23 protein-coding genes are annotated in these 24,711 nt (G+C 60.0%); 7 read left to right on the top strand and 16 right to left on the bottom strand.

The window, feature by feature from the left end; all coding sequences use genetic code 11:
- Window positions 1-8: 8 nt before the first annotated feature.
- From ACZ5D1_RS01420 to ACZ5D1_RS01405, 4 genes are all read left to right on the top strand, one after another.
- Window positions 9-680: a GNAT family N-acetyltransferase gene (locus tag ACZ5D1_RS01420; RefSeq protein ID WP_011366415.1), complete on the top strand. Its 672-nt coding sequence runs from the start codon at window positions 9-11 to the stop codon at window positions 678-680.
- A gap of 124 nt (window positions 681-804) precedes the next feature.
- Entirely contained in the window at window positions 805-2,088 is a 1,284-nt protein-coding gene (locus tag ACZ5D1_RS01415; protein ID WP_273194833.1) for an ATP-binding protein, read from the top strand.
- A 22-nt stretch (window positions 2,089-2,110) separates the two neighbouring features.
- Window positions 2,111-2,998, top strand: coding sequence for a hypothetical protein (locus tag ACZ5D1_RS01410; protein ID WP_464555669.1), 888 nt, complete (start codon window positions 2,111-2,113; stop codon window positions 2,996-2,998).
- 149 nt (window positions 2,999-3,147) lie between these two features.
- Complete coding sequence (locus ACZ5D1_RS01405; RefSeq protein ID WP_464555667.1) at window positions 3,148-4,740, top strand: HD domain-containing phosphohydrolase; 1,593 nt, start codon at window positions 3,148-3,150, stop codon at window positions 4,738-4,740.
- Window positions 4,741-4,854: 114 nt separating this feature from the next.
- Here ACZ5D1_RS01405 and ACZ5D1_RS01400 read toward each other — a convergent pair whose 3' ends face one another.
- From ACZ5D1_RS01400 to ACZ5D1_RS01380, 5 genes are all read right to left on the bottom strand, one after another.
- A complete protein-coding gene (locus ACZ5D1_RS01400) occupies window positions 4,855-5,571 on the bottom strand; it encodes an ABC transporter ATP-binding protein (protein ID WP_011366411.1) in 717 nt (238 codons plus the stop codon).
- Between the two features lie 9 nt (window positions 5,572-5,580).
- Window positions 5,581-6,348 (bottom strand): ABC transporter ATP-binding protein, encoded by a 768-nt coding sequence (locus ACZ5D1_RS01395; protein ID WP_011366410.1) that lies wholly within the window; start codon window positions 6,346-6,348, stop codon window positions 5,581-5,583.
- Window positions 6,345-7,298: a branched-chain amino acid ABC transporter permease gene (locus tag ACZ5D1_RS01390; RefSeq protein WP_273194824.1), complete on the bottom strand. Its 954-nt coding sequence runs from the start codon at window positions 7,296-7,298 to the stop codon at window positions 6,345-6,347. Before ACZ5D1_RS01390 ends, ACZ5D1_RS01395 begins: the two co-directional genes overlap by 4 nt.
- Window positions 7,295-8,200: a branched-chain amino acid ABC transporter permease gene (locus tag ACZ5D1_RS01385; RefSeq protein WP_011366408.1), complete on the bottom strand. Its 906-nt coding sequence runs from the start codon at window positions 8,198-8,200 to the stop codon at window positions 7,295-7,297. The genes ACZ5D1_RS01390 and ACZ5D1_RS01385 overlap by 4 nt, the downstream gene beginning before the upstream one ends.
- A 272-nt stretch (window positions 8,201-8,472) precedes the next feature.
- Window positions 8,473-9,597 carry a branched-chain amino acid ABC transporter substrate-binding protein gene (locus ACZ5D1_RS01380; protein WP_027182509.1) on the bottom strand — a complete coding sequence of 375 codons (1,125 nt, stop codon included), beginning with the start codon at window positions 9,595-9,597 and terminating at the stop codon, window positions 8,473-8,475.
- 334 nt (window positions 9,598-9,931) lie between these two features.
- Between ACZ5D1_RS01380 and ACZ5D1_RS01375 the strand changes: the two genes are divergently transcribed.
- Window positions 9,932-12,385, top strand: coding sequence for an ATP-binding protein (locus tag ACZ5D1_RS01375; protein ID WP_464555666.1), 2,454 nt, complete (start codon window positions 9,932-9,934; stop codon window positions 12,383-12,385).
- A 40-nt stretch (window positions 12,386-12,425) separates the two neighbouring features.
- Here the strand turns inward: ACZ5D1_RS01375 and ACZ5D1_RS01370 are convergent, their stop codons facing one another.
- The 11 genes from ACZ5D1_RS01370 to ACZ5D1_RS01320 form a co-directional block, all read right to left on the bottom strand.
- On the bottom strand, window positions 12,426-13,493 hold the full coding sequence (locus tag ACZ5D1_RS01370; RefSeq protein WP_027182510.1) for a glycosyltransferase: 1,068 nt from the start codon (window positions 13,491-13,493) through the stop codon (window positions 12,426-12,428).
- Between the two features lie 124 nt (window positions 13,494-13,617).
- Window positions 13,618-14,559, bottom strand: a complete 942-nt coding sequence (locus tag ACZ5D1_RS01365) for an aminodeoxychorismate lyase (RefSeq protein ID WP_011366404.1) — start codon at window positions 14,557-14,559, stop codon at window positions 13,618-13,620.
- 18 nt (window positions 14,560-14,577) lie between these two features.
- Window positions 14,578-15,624, bottom strand: coding sequence for an aspartate-semialdehyde dehydrogenase (locus ACZ5D1_RS01360; RefSeq protein WP_011366403.1), 1,047 nt, complete (start codon window positions 15,622-15,624; stop codon window positions 14,578-14,580).
- A gap of 50 nt (window positions 15,625-15,674) precedes the next feature.
- Window positions 15,675-16,091: a bacteriohemerythrin gene (locus ACZ5D1_RS01355; protein WP_464555664.1), complete on the bottom strand. Its 417-nt coding sequence runs from the start codon at window positions 16,089-16,091 to the stop codon at window positions 15,675-15,677.
- Between the two features lie 133 nt (window positions 16,092-16,224).
- Window positions 16,225-16,668, bottom strand: coding sequence for a DMT family transporter (locus ACZ5D1_RS01350; protein WP_011366401.1), 444 nt, complete (start codon window positions 16,666-16,668; stop codon window positions 16,225-16,227).
- A 12-nt stretch (window positions 16,669-16,680) separates the two neighbouring features.
- Window positions 16,681-17,073, bottom strand: coding sequence for a (deoxy)nucleoside triphosphate pyrophosphohydrolase (locus ACZ5D1_RS01345; RefSeq protein WP_011366400.1), 393 nt, complete (start codon window positions 17,071-17,073; stop codon window positions 16,681-16,683).
- Between the two features lie 47 nt (window positions 17,074-17,120).
- Window positions 17,121-19,091 carry an ABC-F family ATP-binding cassette domain-containing protein gene (locus ACZ5D1_RS01340; RefSeq protein WP_041276786.1) on the bottom strand — a complete coding sequence of 657 codons (1,971 nt, stop codon included), beginning with the start codon at window positions 19,089-19,091 and terminating at the stop codon, window positions 17,121-17,123.
- A gap of 156 nt (window positions 19,092-19,247) precedes the next feature.
- Window positions 19,248-19,727, bottom strand: a complete 480-nt coding sequence (gene moaC, locus ACZ5D1_RS01335) for a cyclic pyranopterin monophosphate synthase MoaC (RefSeq protein WP_464555662.1) — start codon at window positions 19,725-19,727, stop codon at window positions 19,248-19,250.
- Window positions 19,728-19,729: 2 nt separating this feature from the next.
- Entirely contained in the window at window positions 19,730-20,857 is a 1,128-nt protein-coding gene (gene dnaJ, locus ACZ5D1_RS01330) for a molecular chaperone DnaJ (RefSeq protein ID WP_011366397.1), read from the bottom strand.
- 6 nt (window positions 20,858-20,863) lie between these two features.
- Window positions 20,864-21,085, bottom strand: coding sequence for a DNA-directed RNA polymerase subunit omega (rpoZ, locus tag ACZ5D1_RS01325; RefSeq protein ID WP_011366396.1), 222 nt, complete (start codon window positions 21,083-21,085; stop codon window positions 20,864-20,866).
- A gap of 33 nt (window positions 21,086-21,118) precedes the next feature.
- Complete coding sequence (locus ACZ5D1_RS01320; protein WP_011366395.1) at window positions 21,119-22,531, bottom strand: DUF4340 domain-containing protein; 1,413 nt, start codon at window positions 22,529-22,531, stop codon at window positions 21,119-21,121.
- Between the two features lie 380 nt (window positions 22,532-22,911).
- On the opposite strand from ACZ5D1_RS01320, the gene ACZ5D1_RS01315 reads away from it, so the two are divergent.
- Both ACZ5D1_RS01315 and ACZ5D1_RS01310 read left to right on the top strand, forming a co-directional pair.
- Entirely contained in the window at window positions 22,912-23,664 is a 753-nt protein-coding gene (locus ACZ5D1_RS01315) for a tRNA lysidine(34) synthetase (RefSeq protein WP_027182515.1), read from the top strand.
- A gap of 63 nt (window positions 23,665-23,727) precedes the next feature.
- Window positions 23,728-24,630 carry a M23 family metallopeptidase gene (locus tag ACZ5D1_RS01310; RefSeq protein ID WP_011366393.1) on the top strand — a complete coding sequence of 301 codons (903 nt, stop codon included), beginning with the start codon at window positions 23,728-23,730 and terminating at the stop codon, window positions 24,628-24,630.
- Window positions 24,631-24,711: the final 81 nt, after the last annotated feature.

Genomic DNA, 24,711 nt, shown 5'->3' with positions numbered 1-24,711 from the left:
GGATAATCATGTCTTCCGACAAACCCCATTCGCCGGAAATTCACATCCGCGAAATGAGCATTGACGATCTGGCTCCTGTTTTTCACATGGGCGAACGACTGTTCACCTGCGATCTGTATCCTTTTCTGTACCGCACCTGGGATGAGTGGGAAGTGGTGGGGCACTACAACACCGACCCCGAATTCTGTCTTGTGGCCGAAGCCGACGGCCGGCTGGCAGGATTCATCATCGGCACACTGATAAGTAAAGCATCATGGACCTACGGCTACATTATCTGGATAGGCGTCGAGCCGGAATTCCACGGTTGCGGCATCGGCCACCGGCTGTACGACAAAATGGTGGACCGCATGGTGGCTGAAGGTGCGCGCTACCTTATTGCCGATACGGACCCCAGCAACGGCCCCGCACTACGGTTTTTCAGCGGCAAAGGCTTTTCCAGCGAGCAGGACCACGTCATCCTGACACTTAACCTGCATCACAACCCGCAGTACCAGCAGGTGCTTAAAAAGCACGGATCAGGTTCGACCGTGGCAAAGGAACATACTCCGACGCGCTCTAAAAAACGCCGCACCAGAACCCCGGCCGAGCCGAAAACAGGCAAAACAGAAGGCGTTCACCCCCGTGACCCCGCAGCAGCCGGCGGTCACGGCAGCTGCGGCAGCTCAAAAGACAGCGCATAATCACACACCGTGCAGCCGCACGCGCCGCCGCGCACACATTGCCAAACCTGCCCGCCCGTGCCATGTACACGGCGGGCGGGCTGCCTGTGCATGCCCGCCGGCATAACTGCATGACGGAAAAGCAATGGGACATCTGGCAGCCAAAGACATCTACCGTTCACTGGCGGCAACCATAGACGGCACCCCCGTGCGCACGCCCGATTCCCCCGCGTTTCAGGCCATGCTGCGCGCCCTGTATACCCCGCAGGAAGCAGCTCTTGTCAGCCGCATGCCGTACCGCCCCTCCACCGCGGCCCGCATAGCCGCACTCTGCGGCATGCCCCCCGAAGACCTTGTCCCGCAGCTTGAAACCCTGTGCGGCAAAGGCCTTGTGCTCGATATCTGGGACGGCAGCACATATCAGTACATGATAAGCCCCATCGTCATCGGCATCTTCGAGTTCACCATGATGCGCACCGGGGGAAACCTTCCGCTCAGGCAGTGGGCAGAACTTTTCCACGACTACATGTTTGGCGACAAAGCCTTTTTCGAAGCAAACTTCGGCGACGGTCAGCAGGTATCCGTCATGCGCGCACTGCCCTATGAACAGGTGCTTGCCGGCGACCACGTGGAAATACTGGATTATGAAAAAGCCTCTGCGCTGGTGGAACGGCACAGTGTTTTTTCCGTGGGGCTGTGTTCCTGCAGACACGAAAAACATCATATGGGGCAGAAATGCCGCGTGCCCATGGAAACGTGCACTTCCATGGGCAGCGGAGCGGAATTTCTCATCCGCAACAAGTTCGCACGCCGCATAGACAAAGCGGAAATGCTCGACATATTGGACAGGTCGCGTGATTTCGCACTCACACTTTCCACCGACAACGTCCGTCAGGACGCCAATTTCATCTGCCACTGCTGCGGCTGCTGCTGCAATCTGATGCAGGGCATACGCGAAACGGGGCTGGGCAACATTCTTGTTTCATCAACCTGCATGGCGCAGATACAGGAAGAACGCTGCACCGGCTGCGGCAAATGTGCGGCGGCGTGCCCCATAGACGCCGTAACCATGGTACCCGCAGCACAGACTACCCCGGACACTCGCAGACGCAGAAGCGTACAGGTGGACACATCGCTTTGTCTGGGCTGCGGGGCATGCGCCCTGAAATGCCCGACGGGGGCCATGGTGCTGGAAAAGCGCCGGCAGCGGGTCTTTCATCCCGAAGATTCATTCGAACGGGTCATCCTGCAGAGTCTTGAACGCGGAACGCTGCAGAACCTGATATTTGACAACCCCAACAGCCGTACCGAGCACTTCATGCGGCACCTTCTGGGCGGTTTTCTGCGCCTGTCCCCCGTCAAACGCGCTCTGATGAGCGAAACGCTGCGCTCGCGGTTTCTGACGGCATTCCGCAACGCCGCGCTCTGACACACACCGGAGAAACGCACATATGTATCAGGCACCGTTCGAGGCACCGCCTTCTTTGCCCGCATGGCATGCACGTGATGACAGCGGGCCCGACCTTGTGATGGGGCTTGCCGCGGGATACCACTACGGCGATGTGCGTCCTTTTGTACGCTCACTCGAAGAGACAGGCTTTTCCGGACACTGCGTGCTGTTTGTCTCGCCCACCACGCGCGGGCTGCAGGAAATCGCCGCCCACGGGGTGCGGCTGATACCGTTTGAACGCGCCGCCCCCTGCAGCCACCTGCCCTACAATGCCCTGCGGTATACTCTGTACCGCGACTATCTGGCCTCGGCGTCGTGCCGGTACCGGCGCATTCTTATCACCGATGTGCGCGACGTGGTCTTTCAGCATAATCCTTTCGACTTCCGCTGGGCTGCGGGTATTAATGTGACACTGGAAGACCGGCGCATGAGCATCGGCCGCTGCCCGTACATGACCCGCTGGATAACCGGCCATCTGGGAGACGATGCATTACGCTCGCTGCACGCGCAGCCCATATCGTGTTCCGGAACCACGGCAGGCTGCCACAGCGGCATGACGGCTTATCTGCAGCTCATGCTGGACAGGCTGCTGCCGTTTGTTCCGGCAAACGGCATGGCGGGCTACGATCAGGGTGTGCATAATTTTCTGCTGCACAGCGGCATACTGGCCCGCACCATGCCTGTGACGGTACACGACAACACCGGCCCCGTACTGACTCTGGGCTATGTGGAAGGCACACCGCCCCATGATGAACAGGGGCATGTGGCCCCGCTGCCGCATGCAGAGCGGCCGCCGTATATCGTGCACCAGTACGACCGCAAGCCGGAGCTTTTCCGCGCACTCCGCGCCCGCTATGCCCCGCCGCGCAAACACCGTTCCGGCCGCTGAATCCCCCGCCTTTCCGCCTGTTGCGGCACCCCCCTCATGCTGCGTCACCGCTTTGTCATCATTCCTTCACACACACGGCACACGGCCCCCTCACAACCTGCTACAACCACGTGCGTCCGCCGCGCCGCGGACACCATTCAGGGGGAAACATGGCTGATTCATGCAGCGGTTACACAGAAAAACATGCCCTGCCCGCAGGGATACTCCGCGCATGGCCGGTCATCAGCGCTCCGGTACGGCAGCGGCTGCAACTGCCCCTTGCAGGGGCAATATACTTTGTGGCGGTGCTCTGCGGGCTGCAGTCGGGAATCGCCTGCGGTCTGCCGCCCTCCATCCATCCCGCCGCCGGCTTCGGATTTGCCATGCTGACCCTGAGGGGAGGCACCATGCTGCCTGTGCTCATGCTGGCCGATTTCTGCGCGGGTATGACGGCTCTGCCACCGCTGCCCGCGCTGGCGCTGGCCGCAGGCAACACCGCGGGCATCGCACTGGCATGGCAGCTCATGCAGGCCAAGGCCCCGCAGGTACGTATTTTCGACCTGCCGCGCCATGCCGTTCTGTTCATCTGCGCAGCTCCGCTGGTTCAAAGCGTCACCGCGGCCACGGCAGGCACCTTCAGTCTGACACTTGCAGGCATCGTGCACCACTCGCAGGCTTCGACCGTATGGGGTGCATGGACTCTTGCCCAGGGTGCGGGCTTCATTCTTTCGGGCATGGCCGCTCTGGCATGGACACGTCCTGCACCGCCCGATGCCGCAACACCGGACAGGCGGCGTCTGTTAAAAGCTTCGGGAGCAGCACTGCTGCTGTGTCTGCTGGTACTGGGGCCGCATCCGCTGCCGGATTCACTGCGTTATCTGCTGCTGTTCATCATCATCCCCGCCACGGCATGGGCCGGATTCAAACTGCCGCCCGCGCATCTTTCATCCCTGCTGCTGGCCGGCGGCACACTGGGGGCATGGCTTACCCACGCTGACCACGGCGTACTGAGCACCCTGCCCGCCCCGCTGCCGTTCGTACTGCTGCTAAGCGCCATGGCGCTGATGACGCAGGTGCTGGCCACCACCAACAGGCACATGCGCCGCTCGCTTTCCACCACGCAGGATGCCGCGCTCTTCAGTCTGGCATCACTGGCGGAAACACGCGACAATGAAACAGGCGCCCACATAATGCGTACACAGGCGTATGTCCGCGTGCTGGCCCGGCAGTTGCGCACACATGTGCGCTTCCGTTCCGTACTTACCCCCGAAGGCATTGAACAGCTGTGCAAATCCGCCCCGCTGCACGACATCGGCAAAGTAGGCGTGCCCGACGCCATCCTGCGCAAACAGGGGCCTCTGACCCCGCAGGAAATGGATCAGATAAAGCTGCACACCGTATACGGGCGTGATGCTCTGCGCCACGCTTCCATGAGACTGGGCGGCAGCTCTTTTCTGCAGATGGCGGAAGAACTGGTGCACACGCACCATGAATGCTGGGACGGCACGGGATATCCGCAGCAGCTGACAGGAGAGCAGATACCCGTGGCAGGCAGACTTATGGCGCTTGCCGATGTCTATGACGCACTTATAAGCCGCCGCTGCTACAAAAAGCCCGTTCCGCACCATCAGGCACGCGAGATCATACTCAAAGGACGCGGCACACGTTTTGACCCCGCCGTGGTTGATGCCTTTCTGCGGGCGGAGCATGACTTCCTAGCCATTGCCGCCGCCTTCAGAGACGAGCCTGATACCTGCACCTGAAACGCCGCGGCACACGAGCCGCCGTATCCGCTCCTGCCGTGCGTGCAATAAAAAAAACCGGCGCACCGCACACGGTGCACCGGCCTGAATCCGTTTTCTGCCTGTCTGCCGGTTTTATGCGCCGGCACCACCGAGATACGCGTTCTGCACCTCGGGATTGGCCAGCAGACTGGCCGCCGTATCTTCCATGACAATGTTGCCCACTTCCAGCACATAACCGCGTGTGGCCAGCTTGAGAGCCGCACGGGCATTCTGTTCCACAAGCACCACCGTCACTCCGGCCTGATTAATCTTGCGCACGGTTTCAAAAATGGAGCGCACCAGTATGGGCGCAAGGCCGAGGCTGGGTTCGTCCAGCAGCAGAATGCGCGGGTCGCCCATAAGAGCACGCCCGATGGCCAGCATCTGCTGCTCTCCGCCGGAAAGAGTGCCTGCCAGTTGTTCGCGGCGTTCTGCAAGGCGCGGAAAAAGCGAGTAAATCCAATCCAGATTGCGCCGGATTCCGGCCTGATCCTTACGGGTGAACGCCCCCAGGTTCATATTTTCCTGCACGGTCAGCGTACCAAACACACGCCGTCCCTCCGGAGACTGCGTGATGCCGCGTTTGACAACCTCGTGACTGGGCAGCTTGTGCAGCGGCTCGCCTTCAAACCATATACCGCCCTGCGACGGCTTCACCAGTCCGCTCACAGCCATGAGCGTGGTGGATTTTCCGGCACCGTTGGCACCCAGAATAGTGACAATTTCGCCCTGATTCACGGTCACATTGACACCGTGCAGCGCTTCGACATTGCCGTACTTCACATGCAGGTCGCGTATTTCAAGAAACATCCGTCCCCCTTACAGGTCGTCGTCCGCACCGAGGTACGCTTCAATAACTCTGGGGTCGGCCTTCACGGCGTCGGGCGTTCCCTGCGCGATGACGGCACCGTATTCCAGCACCACCAGCTGTTCGCACACCTTCATGACCAGCCCCATATCGTGTTCGATAAGCAGCACGGTTATGCCCCTGTCACGTATGGCCCGTATAAGATCAATAAGCTGGGCAGTTTCGTGGTCGTTCATCCCCCCGGCGGGCTCGTCCAGTATGATGAAGCGCGGGTCGGAAGCCAGCGCGCGGGCAATTTCGAGCAGACGCTGGTTGCCGTATGACAGGTTTCTGGCCAGATTGGCATGCTGCGCGGCAAGCCCCACAAATTCCAGCTCGTGCACGGCGCGTTCCAGCGCCCTGCGTTCTTCCGCCCGCTGGCTGCGGGTGCGGAACAACGACGAAAGCAGGCCGGACTTCATGCGGCAATGACAGCCCGCCAGGACGTTTTCCAGCACGCTCATGTTCTGGAACAGCCGTATGGTCTGAAAAGTACGCGCGATACCACGCACGACAATACGGTGCGTCGGCCTGCCGGTCAGGTCTTCCCCGTCAAATTCAACCGTACCGCTGTCAGGTTTGTAATTGCCTGTTATCAGGTTGAACACGGTGGTCTTTCCCGCGCCGTTGGGGCCTATCAACCCCACAATGCTGCCCTGCTCCACAGTCATGGAAACATCATTGACGGCAATAAGCCCGCCGAAGGTCTTGGTAAGGTTGGTCAGCCTGAGCAGGCTCATGCGCGCTCCTCCCGCGTCTGCGTGCCGGACATGATTCCCCGCAGGTCATAATGGCGCGGTGCCGGAGGCAGCAGGCCCTGCGTACGGAAAATCATCATGGCCACCATGGCCGCACCGAACACCAGCATACGGGCGCTTGCCAGCTCGCGGAAAACTTCGGGCAGGCCGACGATGAGAAAGGCCCCCAGCAACACCCCGCGGATGGAACCCATGCCGCCCAGAATCACAATGGTGAACATGACCACAGATTCCCAGAAAGAAAATGATTCCGGTGAGATGATGGTCATTTTAGCGGCAAAGAGAGTTCCGGCCATACCCGCCCAGAAAGCACCCAGCTTGTAGGCTGCGGTGTTCACTCCGCTGCCTTCCGCGGCCACTTCGTCTTCACGTATGTAGTTGAGCGCTCTGCCAAAACGCGAATTTTCGAGCCAGTGGAACAGCAGGATGGTCACAGCGCAGAAGCCCCAGATAAGATAGAAAAAATGCACGGGCTTGCGGATCTTGAAACCGAACAGTTCCGGCCGGGCTATGCCGAAAATGCCGTTGGCGCCGCCGGTCATGTCAAAAATGTTGTTCACCAGCGCTATACGCACAATTTCCACTATGCCTATGGTCACAATAAGCAGGTAGTCGCCCCGCAGGTGAATGATGGGACGTGCCACCACCAGTGCAAACAATGCCGCAAGCACACCGGCCGCAGGCATGGCCCACAGCACGGGAACATGAAATGTCACGTTGAGAACGGCCGTGGTGTAGGCCCCCACGGCGTAAAAGGCGGCATGCCCCATGTGAAACATGCCCGCATGGCCCAGAATGATATTCAGCGACAGAGCCAGAACCGCATACAGTCCCACGGTGTTGAGCACATCGGTCCAGTAGGGGTTGATAAAGGCCGGCATGGTGGCAAACGCCGCCGCAGCGACCATGTACATCGCGTAGCGTCTGTTCATATTTTGTCAGCCACCCTTTCGCCCAGCAGGCCTGTCGGCCTGATTATCAGAATGATGATGAGCACGAAGAAGGCGATGGCATCTTTCCAGGCGATGGAAATATATGCCGCACCCAGCGCTTCGATGACTCCCAGCAGCAGGCCGCCCACCATGGCGCCCGGTATGTTGCCTATACCGCCCAGAATGGCCGCTGTGAACGCCTTGAGCCCGTACACCCACCCCATGGTGAAATTGATCTGGCCGTAGTACAGCCCCACCATCAGGCCGGCGGCGCCGCCCAGCGCGGGACCTATCAGAAAGACCAGAGAAACAACCCTGTTCACATTGATGCCCATGAGCTTGGCTGCACCCTGATCAATGGCCGCAGCGCGGATGGCGGTACCTGTTCTGGTTTTCTGAATAAAAAAGTACAGCCCCAGCATGAGCACCACAGACGTCAGGAACATGAGAATGCGCACCAGAGGAACATCAAGGCCCAGCAGGCTTACGGTGGCGGAAGGCAGTATATCGTGCGGATACACCTGAAAACGCGCACCGTAGATGAGCATCACGGCGTTCTGGAAAAAAATGGAGGCACCCAGCGCCGATACCACGGCGGAAAGCCGCGGCGACTGCCGCAATGGTCTGTAGGCCACCCTTTCAAGCAGGTAACCGATGATGGCCACCAGCACCTGCACCATGACAGCCAGTACCAGCACTCCTGCCACAGCGCCCAGATGACCGGTAAGCCCCATGGATGTCAGCAGGGTGAGCCCCAGATACGCTCCGATGGTGAACAGGTCGCCGTGCGCGAAGTTGATAAGCTTCAGCACGCCGTACACCATGGTGTATCCGAGGGCGATAAGGGCATATATGCCACCCACGGCCAGACCGTTGGTCAATTGTTGGAAAAACTCTTCCATGAACGTAAACCCTGTGTCTTGCCGGCCGCAAAACCGGCGTGAAGGAAAAGCCGCGACACGCTGCGGCTGTCCTGCCTTTCCGCCCGCTGCAGCACGCCGTAAACGTGCGGCGCGGAGGAAAAAATCATGCCCGGCAGGCTGCACCGCGGCAAAAGGCTATGCGGTGCGCTGAAAGTGCGGTGCGTCACACCGGTCTGACCGGCATGATCCGGCTATGCGGCAGGACGGGGAGCATACACCCCCCGTCCGTGTTTGCCAATGGGGTAAGGTGGTTACGGCTGCAGTACAAAGTTGCCGTTTTCATCCACGCGGTACAGGCGGTACAGGTCGCCCACACGGTCGCCTTTTTCGTTGAACGAAAGCGAACCGGTAAGACCCGGCAGATCCTTGAGATCTTTTTTCATGTATGCGGCAATATCCTGCGGGTCGGTGGAACCGGCACCGGTGATGGCGGCCTTCAGAGCGATAAAGGCATCGCCGGCCAGCACAGACCACACGGAAGCAGGCATGGTACCGTAGCGGGCCTTGTAAGCGGCGGCAAAGTCCTTTGCCTGCTTGTCGGGCAGGTCCTGCAGGGTGGGCGGGCTGATGAACAGGAATCCGGCAGCGGATTTGCCCGCAATTTTCACCAGATCAAGGTTATTGGTGGCGTCGCCGCCCATCATGGGCACGTCCCACTTCATTTCCTGTTTCTGCCGCAGCAGCATGCCTGCCTCGGGGTAGTAGCCGGTAAAGAATATGGCGTCGGGCCCTGCGGCCTTCAGCTTGGTAAGTATTGCGGAATAATCACGTTCGTTGGGAGTGAGCGCATCATAGAACACCACTTCGGTGCCTGCGCTTTTCAGCAGAGTCAGCGTTTCTTCGGCCAGCCCTTTGGCATACGACGTGTTGTCGTGCAGGATGGCGATCTTTTTATAGCCTTTTTCCTTCAGCACGGCTGCGGCCACGCGGCCCTGTTCGTCGTCGCGCGGACAGGTGCGGAAAAACAACGGCAGACCTTTTTCGGTAAGCCGGATGGCCGTGGAACCGGTAGCCACCTGCACGATGTCCATCTCGTCATAGATGGCCTGCGAGGCTTCGGTAATGGCCGAACCGTATGTGCCGATGACGGCCGAAACACCCATGGTGGAAAGACGCTGGGCTGCCAGTGCGGCAGTTTTGGGGTCCCCGGCATCGTCCTCGACCACTATCTCCACCATGTCGCCGTTAATGCCGCCCTGAGCGTTGGTCTGTTCGGCCAGCATCAGAACAATGTTGCGCATGTCCTGACCTTCGCTGGCCCACGAACCGGTCAGCGGACACATAAGACCGATTTTAACGGTACCGGCCATGGCAGTGCCGGCCATCAGCACCGTGGCAACAACACCCAGAACAAAAGCCGTCATTTTTCTGCTCATGAAAAAACCTCCTGCCCGCGGGTATGCGGGCGTCATGCGTACGCGGCCTGATGCCATCATTCCTCAACGTCCGCCACTGTTGCCGCCGGAGCCTCCGTGCGCCGTATGCGTCTGCGGAGACGGGTATCCCGTGAGGAGCATATACCGGCCAGACAGAATTGTCAAAAAGGCAGTCCTTTTACATGGCTTTCACCCGATCATTTATACTCATTTCAGCAAACGGACATGCCGTCACTGATTAATTATGCGTCTCAGGTGGCGTCGCCTTGCCGATACCCCTGTGATAATGGCATACTGTCAGTTGACCTTGTGCCTGCAAACGCGAGAGGCTTTAATGATGTATGCCGTGCACGCCCTGCTCAAAGCCCTGTGGCGTCTGGAAAAAGAAAACGAAACGCTGCGAAGCGCCCTGAGCGGCACGCAGCATGCGGCGCAGGCCAGACCGCTGGGCGGGCTGCCGTATGCAGAGGTGGCTCTGCGTCCCGGAGCAGGAGAGCAGACCGGAGGAGAGGCCGGGAAACAGGCGGACACATCTCCGGAAATGGGCCGCGACCTGTACGTCAGCCATGTAAGCGACGCGCTGCTGGAACTGGCCGGCATGACAGCGCCCCTGAAAGACCCCGCAGACATATTCACGGCCGTGCCGTGGCAGCTGGCCCTGCTGTGCACGCAAAGCACCCCCGTGCTGGTCAGCATTCCCCTGCGCATCCGCACCGCACAAGGGGGCTCGCTGCCGGTGCTGGCCATGCCGCTTCCGCTGCCGCATCACGACTCCGCGGCGTCCCGGACCTCATGGCGGTTCATGGTGCTGCCGGTTGACGGCGTTCCCTGCGAAGACGGTATCAACCTGACCCGCGCCATGGCAGACAACATGATAGACATGCTGTGGGCAAAGGACACCAAGGGCCGTTACCTTTTCGCCAACAGAGCCATCTGCGAAAAACTGCTCTGCTGCGACGGCATAGACCCGCTGGGACGCGATGATATCTATTTCGCACGGCGCCAGCGCGCGCTGGGCTGGCAGCACACCTTCGGCGAACTGTGCCTCAACAGCGATGACATCGTACTGCTGTCGCAAAAGCCCGGCAGATTTGTGGAAGACGGTCTGGTACAGAACAAGTATCTGGCTCTGGAAGTGCAGAAATCGCCGCTGTACGATCCGCGGGGTGTGCTGATAGGCACCGTGGGCACAGGCAGGGACATAACACGCCAGAAAGAGGCGGAAGAAGCCCTGCGGCGCAGCGAGCACCGCTTCGGCATGGTGCTGCGCGCCACCAGCGACATCATATGGGCCTATGACATCGCCAAAGACACCATGACCTGCGGCAAGATGGACTCGCCCGACCCGTTCCGCGCCATGCAGGAATGCCATTGTCTGCCGGTGCACCATGAAGAACTCAAAGACATCAAAGACCATGTGAGCCGCTTTTTCAGAGAAGGCGGCGACAACCTGCAGCATGAGTTCAATCTTACCGCACACGACGGAAATACCATATGGCTGCTTTCACGCGGGCGTGTCATGGAATTTGACGAAAAAGGCGCGCCGCTGCTGGCCGTGGGGTCGCATACCGACATCACGGAACTGAAAACAGCACAGGTGGCCGCAGAAGCCGCGGCAAAAGCCAAAAGCGCCTTTCTGGCCACCATGAGCCATGAAATACGCACCCCCCTCAACGGTGTACTGGGCATGCTCCAGATACTCGGCAACGAAATTACCGACCCCAAACCGCTGCGCCTGACAAGAACTGCGCTGGATTCCGGACGCAAACTGCTGGCCATCATCAACGATATTCTGGATTTTTCCACCATCGACGCCGGAGCGGCACCGCTGGACCACGCACCTTTGCGCATCCGCGAGACCGTGAACTCCGTGCTGGCCAACTTCAGCGAAGAAGTACGGCAGAAAGGACTCACCCTTACGGCTGTGGTGGACCGGGCAGTACCCGACGTGCTGGTGGGCGATGAATCACGCATCAGACAGATTCTGTTCAATCTTGTGGGCAACGCCGTCAAGTTCACACGCGAAGGTTCCGTGCGCGTCGACGTGCTGCTGCTTACCGCCCCGGCTGACGAAGAGGCGCGGCTGCTGGTAACGGTTGAAGACACGGGCATCGGCATGGAAGCAGAAATGCTGCCGCGCATTTTCGATCCTTTTTTCCAGATAGACGGAACCTACCGCCGCCGTTATCAGGGCACCGGACTGGGGCTGGGCATCGTACGGTCTCTGGTAAGCATGATGAACGGCAATATAAGCGTGGAAAGCACCCCCGGGGTGGGCACCACCATCTGCTGTTCGCTGCTGCTGCGCAAGGCGCAGCCCCAAGAGCAACCGGCCGGAGGACAGGAGCAGGAAATACCCGCCTTGCCGCCCGCCCGCATTCTGCTGGCGGAAGATGAAGAAGTGAACCGCATGGCCGCCACATATCTGCTGCGCAAAATGGGACACACCGTCACCGCGGCCACCAGCGGACTGCATGTCATCGAACTGCTGCAGGACCATGAACCGGACTGCATTCTCATGGATATCCAGATGCCCGACATGGACGGCATAGAAACCACAAAGGTCATACGCGGCGGCCAGATAGCAGGGCTGGAAAACATACCCATCATAGCGCTGACGGCACATGCCATGAAAGGGGACAAGGAAATATTCCTTGCCGCGGGCATGGACGGCTACATTTCTAAACCCATTGATGCGGCAGAACTGCAGCGCGAACTGTACAGAATACTGCATACCGGCAAAAACAAAAAACCGCCGCACACCAAGCACGACGGCACACAGGAATAACAAACGCAGCCGCGCGGCCGCGGCGGGCAGGCACAGGGCATCAGACCAGCAGACTGCGGTACAGCCGCATGTACGCCCCCGCCATGCGGACGTCGGTAAATTCTTCCAGCGACTGCCTGCCCCCCTGCACCAGACGGGCACACAGCCCCGCGTCCGAAGCCAGACGGGCGATGCCCCGCGCCAGAGCACCATGGTCGCCGTTGGCAAATGCCAGCCCGTTATCTTCGTGCCGTACCAGCTCAAGGTTTGAGGCAAGGTCCGAGGCAATGACGGGCAGCCCAACGGCCCAGCCTTCCTTGATGACGGCACTGGAACCTTCGCCGTCCACCGATGGCACAGCCAGTATGTCAAAACCGGGCATCATGACCCTGCTGTCCTGCCAGCCGAGGCAGGCCATACGGCTTTCAACACCTTCCTGCCGCGCAAGCTCAAGCAGCGGCTCAAACAACGGCCCGCTGCCTATGATGCGCGCCTCCCACGGCGGCAGCGTGCCCGCTGCACCGCGATGCAGTTCGCCCAGCGCGCGGACAAACACATCATGCCCTTTCTGCCGCGTAAGCGCCCCGACCATGCCGATGACCAGCCGCCCGTCCTGTCTGGTGGTTCTGGGGGTATACAGCGAAGCGTCTATGCCCGAATGAATGACGTGCACCTTTTCTGCGGGCATGCCTGAATCGCGCATGACCTGTGCTATTTCAGCACTGACCCCCACCACGGCATCTGCCAGCAGATATTTGCGGCCCCGCCAGCCCTGACGCAGCGGATACGAGACCCGCCGGGTATGCAACAGGCGGGTGGCGCCGCCGCTGCGGCTGTGCAGCCAGGCCCCCAGTCCCGCACTGTGGGCGTCGTTGGTGTGCAGAATGCATGTTCTGCCGCGCAGGTGCCGCATCAGGGTATACAGCGTACGCGGGTCCCACGCGCGCCTTCCGCCCAGCGGCAGCACCGGCAGACCGGCGTCCGCCGCCATATGCAGCAGCGGAGCGTTACGCGGCGCGGCAACGACGCAGGAAAATTCAGGGCTGTCCGCCAGCCGCTGCGCAAGGTAAAAAACCTGTCGCTGACCGCCGCGCAATTCATGCCCGAGGTCAAGCAAAACTATATGCATATCCATCACTGCCGCTACCGTGTTGCGTTCTTGCCCGCCCCGAGAAAACAGGGCCGCGCCGGCTTGCGGCGCGGCCCCGGTATGTTCTGCGGGTGCAGGGCGTTTGCCTTCTGCAGGCTTCCGGTTAAAAAGAAATACCGTTCTCCGCAAGATCCCTGCGCAGGAGCTCGCGGAAACGGCGTGCCACAGGGCCGGGTCTGCCCCCGCCCACGGGCTGCCCCTCAAAGGAGACAACACTCACACATTCCGTCGTGGTGCCCAGCACCATGACTTCTGCGGCGCGGTACAGTTCATCCTCGCGCACCTTGCGGAATGCCACATTCATTTCATCACGCACCAGATCAATGACACGCATGATGGTGGTGCCGGAAAGCGCGTTGGTGAATTCGGGAACAACCAGCGTGCCGTCGGCGTCCACAAGGCAGAGGTTTTCCGTGGGGCCTTCGGCAATGAAATCATTCTCGTCGAAACTGACGGGAATGTCGCAGCCGCGGGAACGGGCCTCAAGCTTCATGAGCACGTTGGGAATATAGTTGGCGTTCTTGATGGTGGCCAGATAGCCCTGTTTGGCGGGAATGGACGTCCGGAACGCGGTAACGCCCTTTTCATACCATTCCTCAGGCTTGGGTGTAAGGCTGTACGCCACAACGTACAGGCTGGGCACAGGGCACTCGGCAGGGTCGATGCCGAACCCGCCGGGACCACGTCCCAGCAGAATGCGTATGCAGCCGTCGGGCGTGTCCGCTGCGCGGGCTACCTGCAGCACGATGTCGCGCAGCACGCTCTGCGTGCATGGGGGTGTCAGGTATATCCCCCGCGCCGAGCGCTCCATGCGCTCCAGATGCGCATCCAGCTGGTACAGCCTGCGCCCTTCAAACTTCATGCTTTCAAAAACACCGTCGCCGCGGTGGGCAAGGTGATCATCGGCCGGCATCAGCAGCAGACGCGGGTCACGGCAGATGGCCTCCATGCGGTGTTCGTAAAACGCAAGAATCTTGCCTTCGGCACTGCGGCGTGTCGAAAGCAGCTTTTCCACCCACGCATCGGTATCAAGAACAGGTATCAACGCAACTGCTCCGTTGTATTACAGGAATTTTCCGGGATCGGCGATATCCAGCAGAGAACGCTCCACCAGTTCTTCGGCAATCTGTACGGCATTAAGTGCGGCGCCTTTGCGCAGGTTGTCAGCCACCACCCACATGTTCAGACCGTTTTCAATGGTATGGTCTTCACGGATGCGCCCGACAAAGGTTTCATCCTCACCTGCGGCATGAATGGCCATGGGGTAGATATTTTCCGAAGGATTATCCAGCACACGCACGCCGGGAGCCTGCGCCAGCACGGCGCGGGCCTGCGCCGCGGTCAGCTTTTTCTCCGTTTCGATGTTCAGCGATTCGGAATGGCCGTAAAAAACCGGCACGCGCACGGTGGTGGCGGTAACCTTCACCGACGGGTCGCCCATTATCTTCACGGTTTCCTGCACCATCTTCAGTTCTTCCTTGGTGTAGCCGTCTTCAAGGAAAACATCGATGTGCGGCAGACAGTTGAACGCTATCTGATACGGATAGACCGAAGCTTCGGGCTCCTGCATGTTAAACATCTGCCGCACCTGTTTTTCCAGTTCGGATATGGCCTTCTGGCCGGTACCGGAAACAGCCTGATAGGTGGAAACCACCACGCGGCGTACGCCTGCCGCATCATGCAGCGGCTTGAGGGCCACAACCATCTGGATGGTCGAGCAGTTGGGGTTGGCAATGATGCCGTTGTGCAGCTTGAGGGCGTCGGGGTTCACCTCGGGCACCACCAGCGGGCAGCGCTCATCCATGCGCCAGTTGCTGGAGTTGTCCACCACCACGCAGCCGGATTTCACGGCATGGGGGGCAAACCGGGCCGAAGTGCCGCCGCCTGCAGAAAACAATGCGATATCAACACCTTCAAAGGAGTCTTCGGTAAGTTCGCGCACGGTGAGCTCGCCACCCTTGAAGGGTACGGTGGTTCCTGCGCTGCGGGCAGAGGCCAGCGCGCGCACCTCATGAGCGGGAAATTCACGATCTTCCAGCGTCTTCAGCATTTCGCGGCCCACAGCACCCGTGGCACCTACAACCGCAACGACCAAACGTTCCTTGGACATTAAAAACTCCTTGTGAGTGGAAAAACATGTGCCGCCGCCCGTTTTCCGGACTATGCGGTAACGCCCCGCGAACGCAGGAATCTGCCCAGCTCCTGATCACGCACCATAACATGGTCCTTCCACCAGTCCTGCAGATAGTCAAGCATTTCAGGTGTTATTTCAGAACCTTCTTCGATGTAGCGCAACAGAAAACCGATGGCGTCCGTAAAAAACTCGCGATGCTCCTGCATATGCTGTTCATAATCCGGCATTTCAAAGACAAACCGCTCCATGTACTGGCGCTCCAGCGCGAAATGTTCATGTGCGTAGTCGTTCAGACGGGTTATGAGACCGCACAGCACCGCACGGTGATTCCCCTGCATATAGGCGTAATACAGCTCATTGATGATCTCTGTAAGCTGCTGATGCTGATCATCAAGCTCTTTTATGCCGATCTTCATCGAATCCTTGAGTTCAAGCTGCCGCATATGCTTTTCCGCTTTGGCCCTGCCGGCCTTATGCATTATCGCCCGATCCTGCCATAGATCCGGCGAAAACGGTCCTGAACCATTCTATGCCAACATTGCGGCAAAGAAAACCCTCGGCGCCTGCGGCGCACAATTAAAACCGCCGGATGAGATACACGCCCGCCCCCACCATGACAAGCCCCGCAAGGCGCGGCAGATTGACGGATCGGGCCTGATAGCCCAGCACCCCGAAGTGATCCAGCAGCACCGAGGCCGCCACCTGTCCCGCCAGAATGAGCGCGACCATGGTTGTGGCCCCCAGTCGGGGCGCAAGAAAAGTGACCGCGCTGACAAAAAAAGCCCCGAGCAGACCGCCTGTCCAGTGCCACCACTGTGTGGTGCCCGGAACAGGTACCGCCGGCGCGGTGCGCGTGACCAGACACCAGCACACAAGCGCCGCGGTGCCCACGCTGAATGATACCAGCGACGCCAGTACCGGGCTGCCCGCCCAGTGCGCCTGAAGTCCGCTGTTTATCCCCGCCTGCGTGGGCAGGGTGGCCCCCGCCAGCAGCGCCATGACAAATAACAGTGCGCTCATGGGTATCCCCCGTCAGAATGTGATGGTGGCCAGATCGGCCACAAGCGGCCTGTCCGCCTCCAGAAAACGCAGCCGCAGCGCCTCGTCGCACCGCAGCCACGCCAGCCTGTGACCTTCCAGCCCCTGAGGCTCACCCGCAAAGCCGGTCACATGAAAAAACCTCAGGCGCACGGCGAGATCCTCGTAAGCATGCTCCACGCTGCGCCAGAAGCAGAAATCCCGGACATCCACGCCCAGCTCTTCCTTCAGTTCGCGCGCCAGAGCCTGTTCCGGAGTTTCGCCCTGTTCTATCTTGCCGCCGGGAAACTCCCAGAAGCCGGCACGGGGTCTGCCCTGCGGGCGCTCCACTGCCAGAAAACGGCCGCCGCGCCACAGAATGCCCGCCACCACATCAACAGATTTCATACTGTTCCCGTATCATGACGCCACACTTCCGGCGACAAATAAAAACATCACAAACCGGCCTGCTGTCTGCGGGCCTCTATGTCCGCCATGCCGGATTCCAGATCGGCCATGGCCTCCATCAGCTCTTCACCCCGGGCCTGCAGACTGTGGAACAGCCTGAGCAGTTCCGAAGCCCTGCCGGCGTCGGCATACACATCAGGACTGGCAAGCAGGGTCTCGGTCTCGGTCTGTTCCGCCAGTACCGACTCAAACTCTTTTTCCAGCGCATCGTACTTCTGCTGCAGGGGCTTCATCTCCCTGTGCAGTCTGTTGCGCAGCTCTGCCTGTTCCCGCTTTATGCGTTTCTGCTCCTCGCGGCTCAGCCCTGCCTGCACCGGACGCTCCGCACTGTCATCCCGCGCGTCCAGACTGATGCGGCGGGCCTTTCTGGCCTCATCCCACGCCTCATAGCCCCGTTCGTACACGGTAAAGCCCTGTGCGCCCAGCTCCCACACCTGCTCGGCAGCGCAGGAAAGCAGATGTCTGTCGTGCGCCACCATAAGCAGCGTGCCCGGAAAACTGTCCAGCGCATCCACCAGCGCCTCGCGGCTTTCAAGGTCCAGATGGTTGGTGGGTTCGTCCAGCACCAGAAAATTGCACCGCGCAAGAAAGAGCATGGCCAGAATGAGCCTGCTTTTTTCGCCGCCGGAAAGAGCGGAAACCTGACGCTCAAAGTACGCCTGTCCCAGCATGAACAGACCGAGCACGCTCATCAGCTCTTCTTCCGTGGTACGGGGGTCGCTCAGTCTGCGTATTTCACCCAGCACCGTATTGGCCGGATTAAGTGTATCCAGCTGATGCTGGCTGAAATAGCCCATACGCACCAGACTGCCCTGCACCACGGACCCGCCGGTTTTTTCCAGCCTGCCGGCCACAAGCTTGAGCAACGTAGACTTGCCGCAGCCGTTCGGTCCCACGAGCGCTATTTTCTGCCCGCGGTACAGCTGAAAGCTGAGTGCAGGCCACAGGGCGGTGCCGTCGCCGAAGCTGAACGTCAGGTCCACCACGCTGAGCACGGTTTTGTCCGCCCGCGCAGGTTCGGGCCAGGCGAAATCAAGCGTACGCCGTCTGGCCTCCAGCGTCACACCGTCCAGCTCGCGTTCCATCTTTTCTATCTGCTTCTTGCGCGAATTGGCCTGCCGCGCCTTGGTCGCCTTGGCCTTGAAACGGCGCACGAAATCCATCTTGCGCTCAATCTCTTCGGCCATGCGCTGCATCTCGCGTTCCTTGCGTGCTTCGTTTTCTTCGTGCAGCGCCAGAAACTGCGTAAAAGTGCCTTTGCGGTACATGGGCCTGCTGCCGCCCAGATACAGCACATGGGTACCCACCTTATCCATGAACACCCGGTCGTGGGCCACAAACACCAGTGCGCCCTTATACTCCGTCAGAAACTGTTCAAGCCACTCCACGGCATCCAGATCAAGGTGGTTGGTAGGTTCGTCCAGCAGCAGCACATCGGCCCCCGCCGTCAGCACCCGCGCCAGCTTGGCCCTTTCGCGCCAGCCGCCGGAAAGCTCTCTCAGGGTTCTGTCCCATTTGCTCTCGGCAAACCCGAGCCCCGAAAGAACGGCCCGCGCGCGGTGCTCGGGATTGTAGCCGTATACCTGCTCCAGTTCGGCCTGCCGGTGGCCCAGAGAACGCAGGGCGGCCTCGTCGCGCCGCTCTGAAGCTGCCTCCCATTCATGCCAGAAATCATTCCAGTCGGGCAGCACATCCAGCACCCACTCAAGCAGGGGGGTGTCGAGTCTGGTCTCGTCCAGTTCCTGTTCCACATAGCCGAGACGGCAGTTTTTCGGATAGGTCACCCTGCCGCCGTCGGGCGCAGCGGCCCCTGCCAGCATGCGCAGAAAGGTCGATTTGCCGCATCCGTTGGGCCCGCAGACGCACAGACGCACGCCTGAAGGCACCTCCAGTGAAAAATCGGAGAACAGCTCGTGTCCGCCGTATGATTTTGTCAGATTGAGTACTGAAATCTTCATAATCTCTCCGGAGCGCATACCGGAAGCGCTCCCCTGCAGTCATCGCTGCCGCCGCACGGCAGGTACGGCGGCACATACGACAAGGCCCCGCTCCGCAGGTGACGGAACGGGGCCCTGCCCGAAACATGTCTACTGAAACGGCGTCGGCGCGGTGGTTCAGCAGGCTCTGAATTCGCCGCTTTTACCGCCCGATTTGTACACCAGACGACAGTCGCGCAGCACGATGTCCTTCTGAACAGCCTTGCACATGTCGTAAATGGTCATGGCCGCAACCTGCGCGGCCACAAGGGCTTCCATTTCGACACCCGTCTGCCCCGTGGTTCTGGCTTCGGCTTCCACCACCACGCCGGGCAGAGATTCATCCACGGTAAAACGCACATCCACATAGCTGAGAAACAGCGGATGGCACAGGGGAATAAGTTCCCACGTGCGTTTGGCCGCCTGAATGCCTGCCACTTTGGCCGTGGTAAGCACATCGCCTTTGGGCAACGCCTGTTTCACAAGCATGTCCAGCGTGGCAGGGGCCATTTCCACCTTGCTGCGCACGATGGCCGTGCGTCTGGTGTCTTTTTTGTCACCCACATCCACCATGGTGATGGAACCGTCGCCGTCCATGTGTGAAAAGCCGCTGCTCATTTTCAGTCCATTCCCATGGCCTTGCCGGCCTTTTTGAACATATTCTTGACCTTGCGCAGGGGTCTGTTCTCTTCCAGCCGCTCAAATTCGCGCAGCAGCTTTTCCTGCTCGTCATTGACGCTGGAAGGAATGCGCACAGTGACCTCAACCAGCAGCGCACCTGTCTGGCTGCTGCCGAGATGAGGCAGCCCCTTGCCGGCGATGCGGAACACTTCGCCGCTCTGGGTGCCGCGCGGAATATCCACGGTCACGGGATCATCCAGCGTGGGCACTTCCACCTTGTCGCCCAGAATGGCCTGCACAAAGGAAATCTCTTTGCGCACCACAAGGTCCTGTCCCTGACGGCGGAAGGTTTTGTCGTCGTCCACCCGTATGACCACATACAGGTCGCCGGGGGGCCCCCCGTGCACGCCGGGTTCGCCTTCGCCGCGCAGACGCAGACGGTTGCCGGTATCCACTCCGGCGGGAATGCGTACGGAAAGCTCACGGATGTCCTGCACCTGCCCGGCACCGCGGCAGCGCGGACACGGGTTGCGCACTATACGTCCTTCGCCGCGGCAGGCACTGCAGGGCATGGCCATCTGGAAAAAGCCCTGCTGGCGCACCACCTGTCCCGAACCGCCGCACTGGGGGCAGGTTTCGGGCTGTGTTCCCGGTGCCGCGCCGCTGCCCGAACAGTCGGGACAGGTCACATTTTTAGGAATGCGCAGGGTGACTTCGTCGCCCCGTGCCGCCTGTCTGAAAGAAATATTCAGATTGTAACGCAGATCGGAACCGGCCTGCGGACGCGGACCGCGCGCACCGCCCATGCCGGCGAACCCGAAAAGGTCTCCGAATATATCTCCGAAATGAGCGAAGATATCTTCCGTGCTGGAAAAGCCGCCGCCTCCGCCATAGCCGTTGCCGTTTACACCGGCATGGCCGAAGCGGTCGTACCGTGCGCGCTTTTCTGCGTCACGCAGCACGTCGTATGCTTCCGCGGCTTCCTTGAATTTAGCTTCCGCTTCGGGGTTGTCAGGATTTCTGTCAGGATGAAATTCCATGGCCTTTTTGCGGTAGGCACGTTTTATTTCATCGTCTGCGGCATCCCGCGAAACCCCGAGCACCTCGTAATAGTCACGCTGGCTCATGATGCTTTATTCGGCTCTGTTTTCCGCCGCGGCGGCGGACAGCTCGTCTTCAGGCACAACCTTGGCGGCTGCGATTTCGCGCAGGGCGGTCACGATTTCCTTGTTTTTAGAGGGAACCAGAGGCTCGTATCCCTCGCGGAACTGCTTCACGCGCTTGATAGCCATCTGTACAAGCAGAAAGCGGTTGCTTACGCGCTCCATGCAATCTTCTACGGTAATGCGTGCCATGTTAGACTCCTTGACGATATTGAATGCGGGCGGTCACTGCCCGTTTGCCTGTTCTGTGGCATTGGCGGCGGCAGAGGACGGTGCGGACGGAGGCTCTGTCTGCGGCATGACCGGGTCCGGTGCCGGAGCGGGCACCCTGCTCAGCATGTCATCCACAAGACGCGTTCCCACCGTAAACCACGGTCCCGTGTCGTCCACCCTGACCCGGCAAAACCCCGCGGGCAGCGCCGGATCTTTATAAAAATACAAGGCAAGCGCCGCTGCGCCGCCCTCTCCGTACAGTTCCCACACAAGCCAGGGCACGGCCTGTTCCGGAGGCGTGTCCTGCGGCGGAAACTCGTACTGCAGCGAACCAAGTCCGTAGGTGATGACATCCAGCCCCAGCACGGTGCCGCCGGTTACCAGATCACGCCATCCCTGTTCCTTGCGCCCCAGCAGAAAGGTGGTTTCCACACCGTCTCTGCGCAGGGTTATCTTCTGCCCTTCCACCCCGTTCAGCGGGCGTGAAAGCACAGGGCGCTCGCTCATATCAAAGGCAGAGCGCGAAAGCTTGTCAACGCGGTCATCTTCCAGCAGCACAAAACCGGGCTGCCGGCTGGCCTGACACAAAAAAGAAGAACCGCCGTTGCCGGTATGATAAATGAGCACCTCTTCCGGCCGGGCTGCTCCCTGCCGCCACACACTGATGCGCAGCTGCGGGGGCGGCAGATCCTCCGGTGCAGTTTCCGTAAGACCGGACGCCCTCATCCCCGTCAGCACATGCAGATAAAAATCGACAGCCTGCGAAGACACCTGCGCGTCTGTACCGGCCAGCTGCCCCGAAAAGGCAAATCCCGAAGCCGTGCGGGCAACCTCCCACGCACCAATGCCGGGGCCTTCCACTGCCAGCCGGACAACCTGCGCGGCAGAAACACCCACAAGCCCCATATCACAGTACGATGCGGCCTCCGCCGAAAGCATGTCGCGGTACACGCTGTCCAGCAGGTACATGTCGTCGCCTTCCTGCGTGGCGCGGGCATACACGGTATGCTTGCGCCAGCCTTCGGCACCCACATGAATGCTCCACTGCCTGCGCCCGTAAAACGTAAGACCGGTCAGATTTTTGTCCAGCCCGTAGGCTGCGGCTGCAGAAGGCTCGAACGCGCCCAGATGCTGCACGGGGCGGTTCTGCCGCACCGTGTCCACCAGCCGGTTCACGCGGGCGGAATCGGCAAGACACATCATACCTGTCTGCGGGTCCTGCACCACCCAGCGGCCGTCGCCGGATATCAGATCAAACGGCGTACCGCCGGAAATCATGGAAATGCGCGCAAGGGAGGAGACCGCAGGCACAGGCCAGGCGGAATCGGAAAACACCATCACGCGGCGCGTCCACCAGTAGCCCCCCGCGGCGACGAGTAAGGCAAGCCCCGTAACGGCCATCGTTACCAACAGGCGTCTGCTCATGAGTGCACTTGTATCTATAAAAATAAAAAGGCATACCGCGAAGCGGGCGGCCGGTTTTCCGGTAATGCTGTGCCGCAGCGCCGTGTCGCGCGTCCTGCCGGTATTGTTGTATTCTGCGTGGTTCGTCCTTACGGCACGCAACACGCCAAGCTGCGCAGCTTACCCGCAGCGCTTGTCGCTGTCAATACCTGACACAGCATATCATAAACGGGCAGGCGCTTCCACCCTGCGCTCAAGATGTGTCCGCATGTGCAACCGTCACCTTTTCCGGCCGCAGCGGCACTGCACAAACTTGCATCGCACGGCGGAAGCAGGTATCTCACCCCGCGCCGGTCCACGGCACACTCTGCCGTCAGCGGCACACAGCGGGGAATCCATACATGGGTAAAGAACAGCTCAACTACGCACAGAAACAATGCATCGCCAGCGCGGGCAAGCTCATGCAGACCACCGGCATGCTGTACCCCGGCGCCCGGGTCGGGGTGGCGGTATCAGGCGGCATGGACAGCTGGGTACTGCTGCAGGTGCTGCTGTACAGACAGCGCATTGTCCCTTTTCACTTTGAAATAATGGCCCTGCATGTCAATCCCGGCTTTGACCCGCAAAGCCATGCCCCGCTGCTGGAATGGCTGCACCGCAACGGCGTGGCCGGCCATGTGGAGCTGACGGACCACGGCCCGCGCGCCCATTCTCCGGAAAACAGACGCAACTCGCCATGCTTTTATTGCGCCATGCTGCGCCGCAAGCACCTTTTTGACCTGTGCGGCAGGTACAACCTGACGCATCTGGCCTTCGGTCATAACGCCGACGATCTTGTGGCCACATTTTATATGAATCTGTACGAAGGCGGACGGGTGGAAGGCATGGGCATGTGCGAAGACTTTTTCGGCGGCAGGCTTAAAGTCATCCGGCCGCTGATGCTGGTAGAAAAATCTGTCATCCATCGTGCGGTGCGCGCATGGGAACTGCCGCTGTGGACAAACCCCTGTCCTTCGGCTTTCAACTCGCGCCGCAGCGAGGTCATGGATGAATTTAAAGCCATGTGTAAAAACAACAAAACAATGAAAAGCAATGTTTTCAACGGGTTGATACGCTGGCAGCTTGACTTGACACGTAAAGCGCAATCAAAGTAACTAGTATCGTTGATCCGCCTGTCCTGTTCCGGCGGCACGAACTGACACCATAACCCCCCGGCTATGCTTTTTAACAAATACCACATTGTCATCTTCAAAGGCGATCAGGGCTGCTGCAGCAAACTACGGCTGCGCGGGTGGCTGCTGTGCGCCCTGTTGCTTGTCATGGCCGGTCTTGTGGGCAGCAATATCTACTTTGCCAAATACTACTCGCAGTATCACACCCTGCGGGACAAGCTGGCATCGTCTGAAAAGCTGGTGGACGAACAGAATGTGCAGATTCTCAGCATGGCGGGCAAGCTGAAGAGCATCCGCGACGACCTGCAGCGCATCCGGCAGTTCGACTCCAAACTGCGCATCATGATAAACATGGACAGAGAGCCTGCGGAAACCTCTTCCGTCGGCGGTGCCCGCACAGACGATTTTTCCAGCGACTACCTGCCCATTCACCGGCAGGAACTGCTGGCCCGCAAAATGCACAGCTTTCTCAAGCAGCTTAACACCGAAGTACGGCTTGAAGAAGTCAAACAGCAGGAACTGCTGAACGCCCTTAACGAAAACCGCGAACTACTGGCCGCCACGCCTTCCATCTGGCCCACCGAAGGCTGGATAACCTCTCCCTTCGGCCCGCGGCGGTCTCCCTTTACGGGACGCAAGGACTTTCACAAGGGACTGGATATTTCCAACCGTCCCGGCACCCCCATATACGCTCCGGCCAACGGCGAAGTTCTGTTCACCGGAACAGACGGCGCCTACGGCCGTACCGTGCTCGTCCGGCACAGCGCCGGCATTGTCACCCGCTATGCCCACCTGCGCAGCTCTGCAGTTAAAAAAGGGCAGAAAGTGGCCCGGGGCGAGCTCATCGCCTACATGGGCAATACCGGCCGCAGCACCGGTCCGCACCTGCACTACGAGGTACGCCTGAACGGTGTGTGCGTCGATCCCATGCGCTACATCCTCAACTAGACTTCCCGACTTCAAGCCCTGCCTTGCAGGGCTTTTTTCTGCATCCGCCGTGCAGACCGGCGATGTTTATAACATCCGCAA

It is taken from the genome of Oleidesulfovibrio vietnamensis (genome assembly GCF_055388115.1).
Note: the sequence above shows the minus strand (reverse complement) of the source record. Positions and strands in the feature narration are given on the sequence as shown.

What these genes read in the sequence shown, in the direction of transcription:
- ACZ5D1_RS01420 (WP_011366415.1), top strand. Translation starts at nt 9, where the DNA reads ATGTCTTCCGACAAACCCCATTCGCCGGAAATTCACATCCGCGAAATG.
- ACZ5D1_RS01415 (WP_273194833.1), top strand. Translation starts at nt 805, where the DNA reads ATGGGACATCTGGCAGCCAAAGACATCTACCGTTCACTGGCGGCAACC.
- ACZ5D1_RS01410 (WP_464555669.1), top strand. Translation starts at nt 2,111, where the DNA reads ATGTATCAGGCACCGTTCGAGGCACCGCCTTCTTTGCCCGCATGGCAT.
- ACZ5D1_RS01405 (WP_464555667.1), top strand. Translation starts at nt 3,148, where the DNA reads ATGGCTGATTCATGCAGCGGTTACACAGAAAAACATGCCCTGCCCGCA.
- ACZ5D1_RS01400 (WP_011366411.1), bottom strand. Translation starts at nt 5,571, where the DNA reads ATGTTTCTTGAAATACGCGACCTGCATGTGAAGTACGGCAATGTCGAA.
- ACZ5D1_RS01395 (WP_011366410.1), bottom strand. Translation starts at nt 6,348, where the DNA reads ATGAGCCTGCTCAGGCTGACCAACCTTACCAAGACCTTCGGCGGGCTT.
- ACZ5D1_RS01390 (WP_273194824.1), bottom strand. Translation starts at nt 7,298, where the DNA reads ATGAACAGACGCTACGCGATGTACATGGTCGCTGCGGCGGCGTTTGCC.
- ACZ5D1_RS01385 (WP_011366408.1), bottom strand. Translation starts at nt 8,200, where the DNA reads ATGGAAGAGTTTTTCCAACAATTGACCAACGGTCTGGCCGTGGGTGGC.
- ACZ5D1_RS01380 (WP_027182509.1), bottom strand. Translation starts at nt 9,597, where the DNA reads ATGAGCAGAAAAATGACGGCTTTTGTTCTGGGTGTTGTTGCCACGGTG.
- ACZ5D1_RS01375 (WP_464555666.1), top strand. Translation starts at nt 9,932, where the DNA reads ATGATGTATGCCGTGCACGCCCTGCTCAAAGCCCTGTGGCGTCTGGAA.
- ACZ5D1_RS01370 (WP_027182510.1), bottom strand. Translation starts at nt 13,493, where the DNA reads ATGCATATAGTTTTGCTTGACCTCGGGCATGAATTGCGCGGCGGTCAG.
- ACZ5D1_RS01360 (WP_011366403.1), bottom strand. Translation starts at nt 15,624, where the DNA reads ATGTCCAAGGAACGTTTGGTCGTTGCGGTTGTAGGTGCCACGGGTGCT.
- ACZ5D1_RS01355 (WP_464555664.1), bottom strand. Translation starts at nt 16,091, where the DNA reads ATGCGGCAGCTTGAACTCAAGGATTCGATGAAGATCGGCATAAAAGAG.
- ACZ5D1_RS01350 (WP_011366401.1), bottom strand. Translation starts at nt 16,668, where the DNA reads ATGAGCGCACTGTTATTTGTCATGGCGCTGCTGGCGGGGGCCACCCTG.
- ACZ5D1_RS01345 (WP_011366400.1), bottom strand. Translation starts at nt 17,073, where the DNA reads ATGAAATCTGTTGATGTGGTGGCGGGCATTCTGTGGCGCGGCGGCCGT.
- ACZ5D1_RS01340 (WP_041276786.1), bottom strand. Translation starts at nt 19,091, where the DNA reads ATGAAGATTTCAGTACTCAATCTGACAAAATCATACGGCGGACACGAG.
- moaC (WP_464555662.1), bottom strand. Translation starts at nt 19,727, where the DNA reads ATGAGCAGCGGCTTTTCACACATGGACGGCGACGGTTCCATCACCATG.
- dnaJ (WP_011366397.1), bottom strand. Translation starts at nt 20,857, where the DNA reads ATGAGCCAGCGTGACTATTACGAGGTGCTCGGGGTTTCGCGGGATGCC.
- rpoZ (WP_011366396.1), bottom strand. Translation starts at nt 21,085, where the DNA reads ATGGCACGCATTACCGTAGAAGATTGCATGGAGCGCGTAAGCAACCGC.
- ACZ5D1_RS01320 (WP_011366395.1), bottom strand. Translation starts at nt 22,531, where the DNA reads ATGAGCAGACGCCTGTTGGTAACGATGGCCGTTACGGGGCTTGCCTTA.
- ACZ5D1_RS01315 (WP_027182515.1), top strand. Translation starts at nt 22,912, where the DNA reads ATGGGTAAAGAACAGCTCAACTACGCACAGAAACAATGCATCGCCAGC.
- ACZ5D1_RS01310 (WP_011366393.1), top strand. Translation starts at nt 23,728, where the DNA reads ATGCTTTTTAACAAATACCACATTGTCATCTTCAAAGGCGATCAGGGC.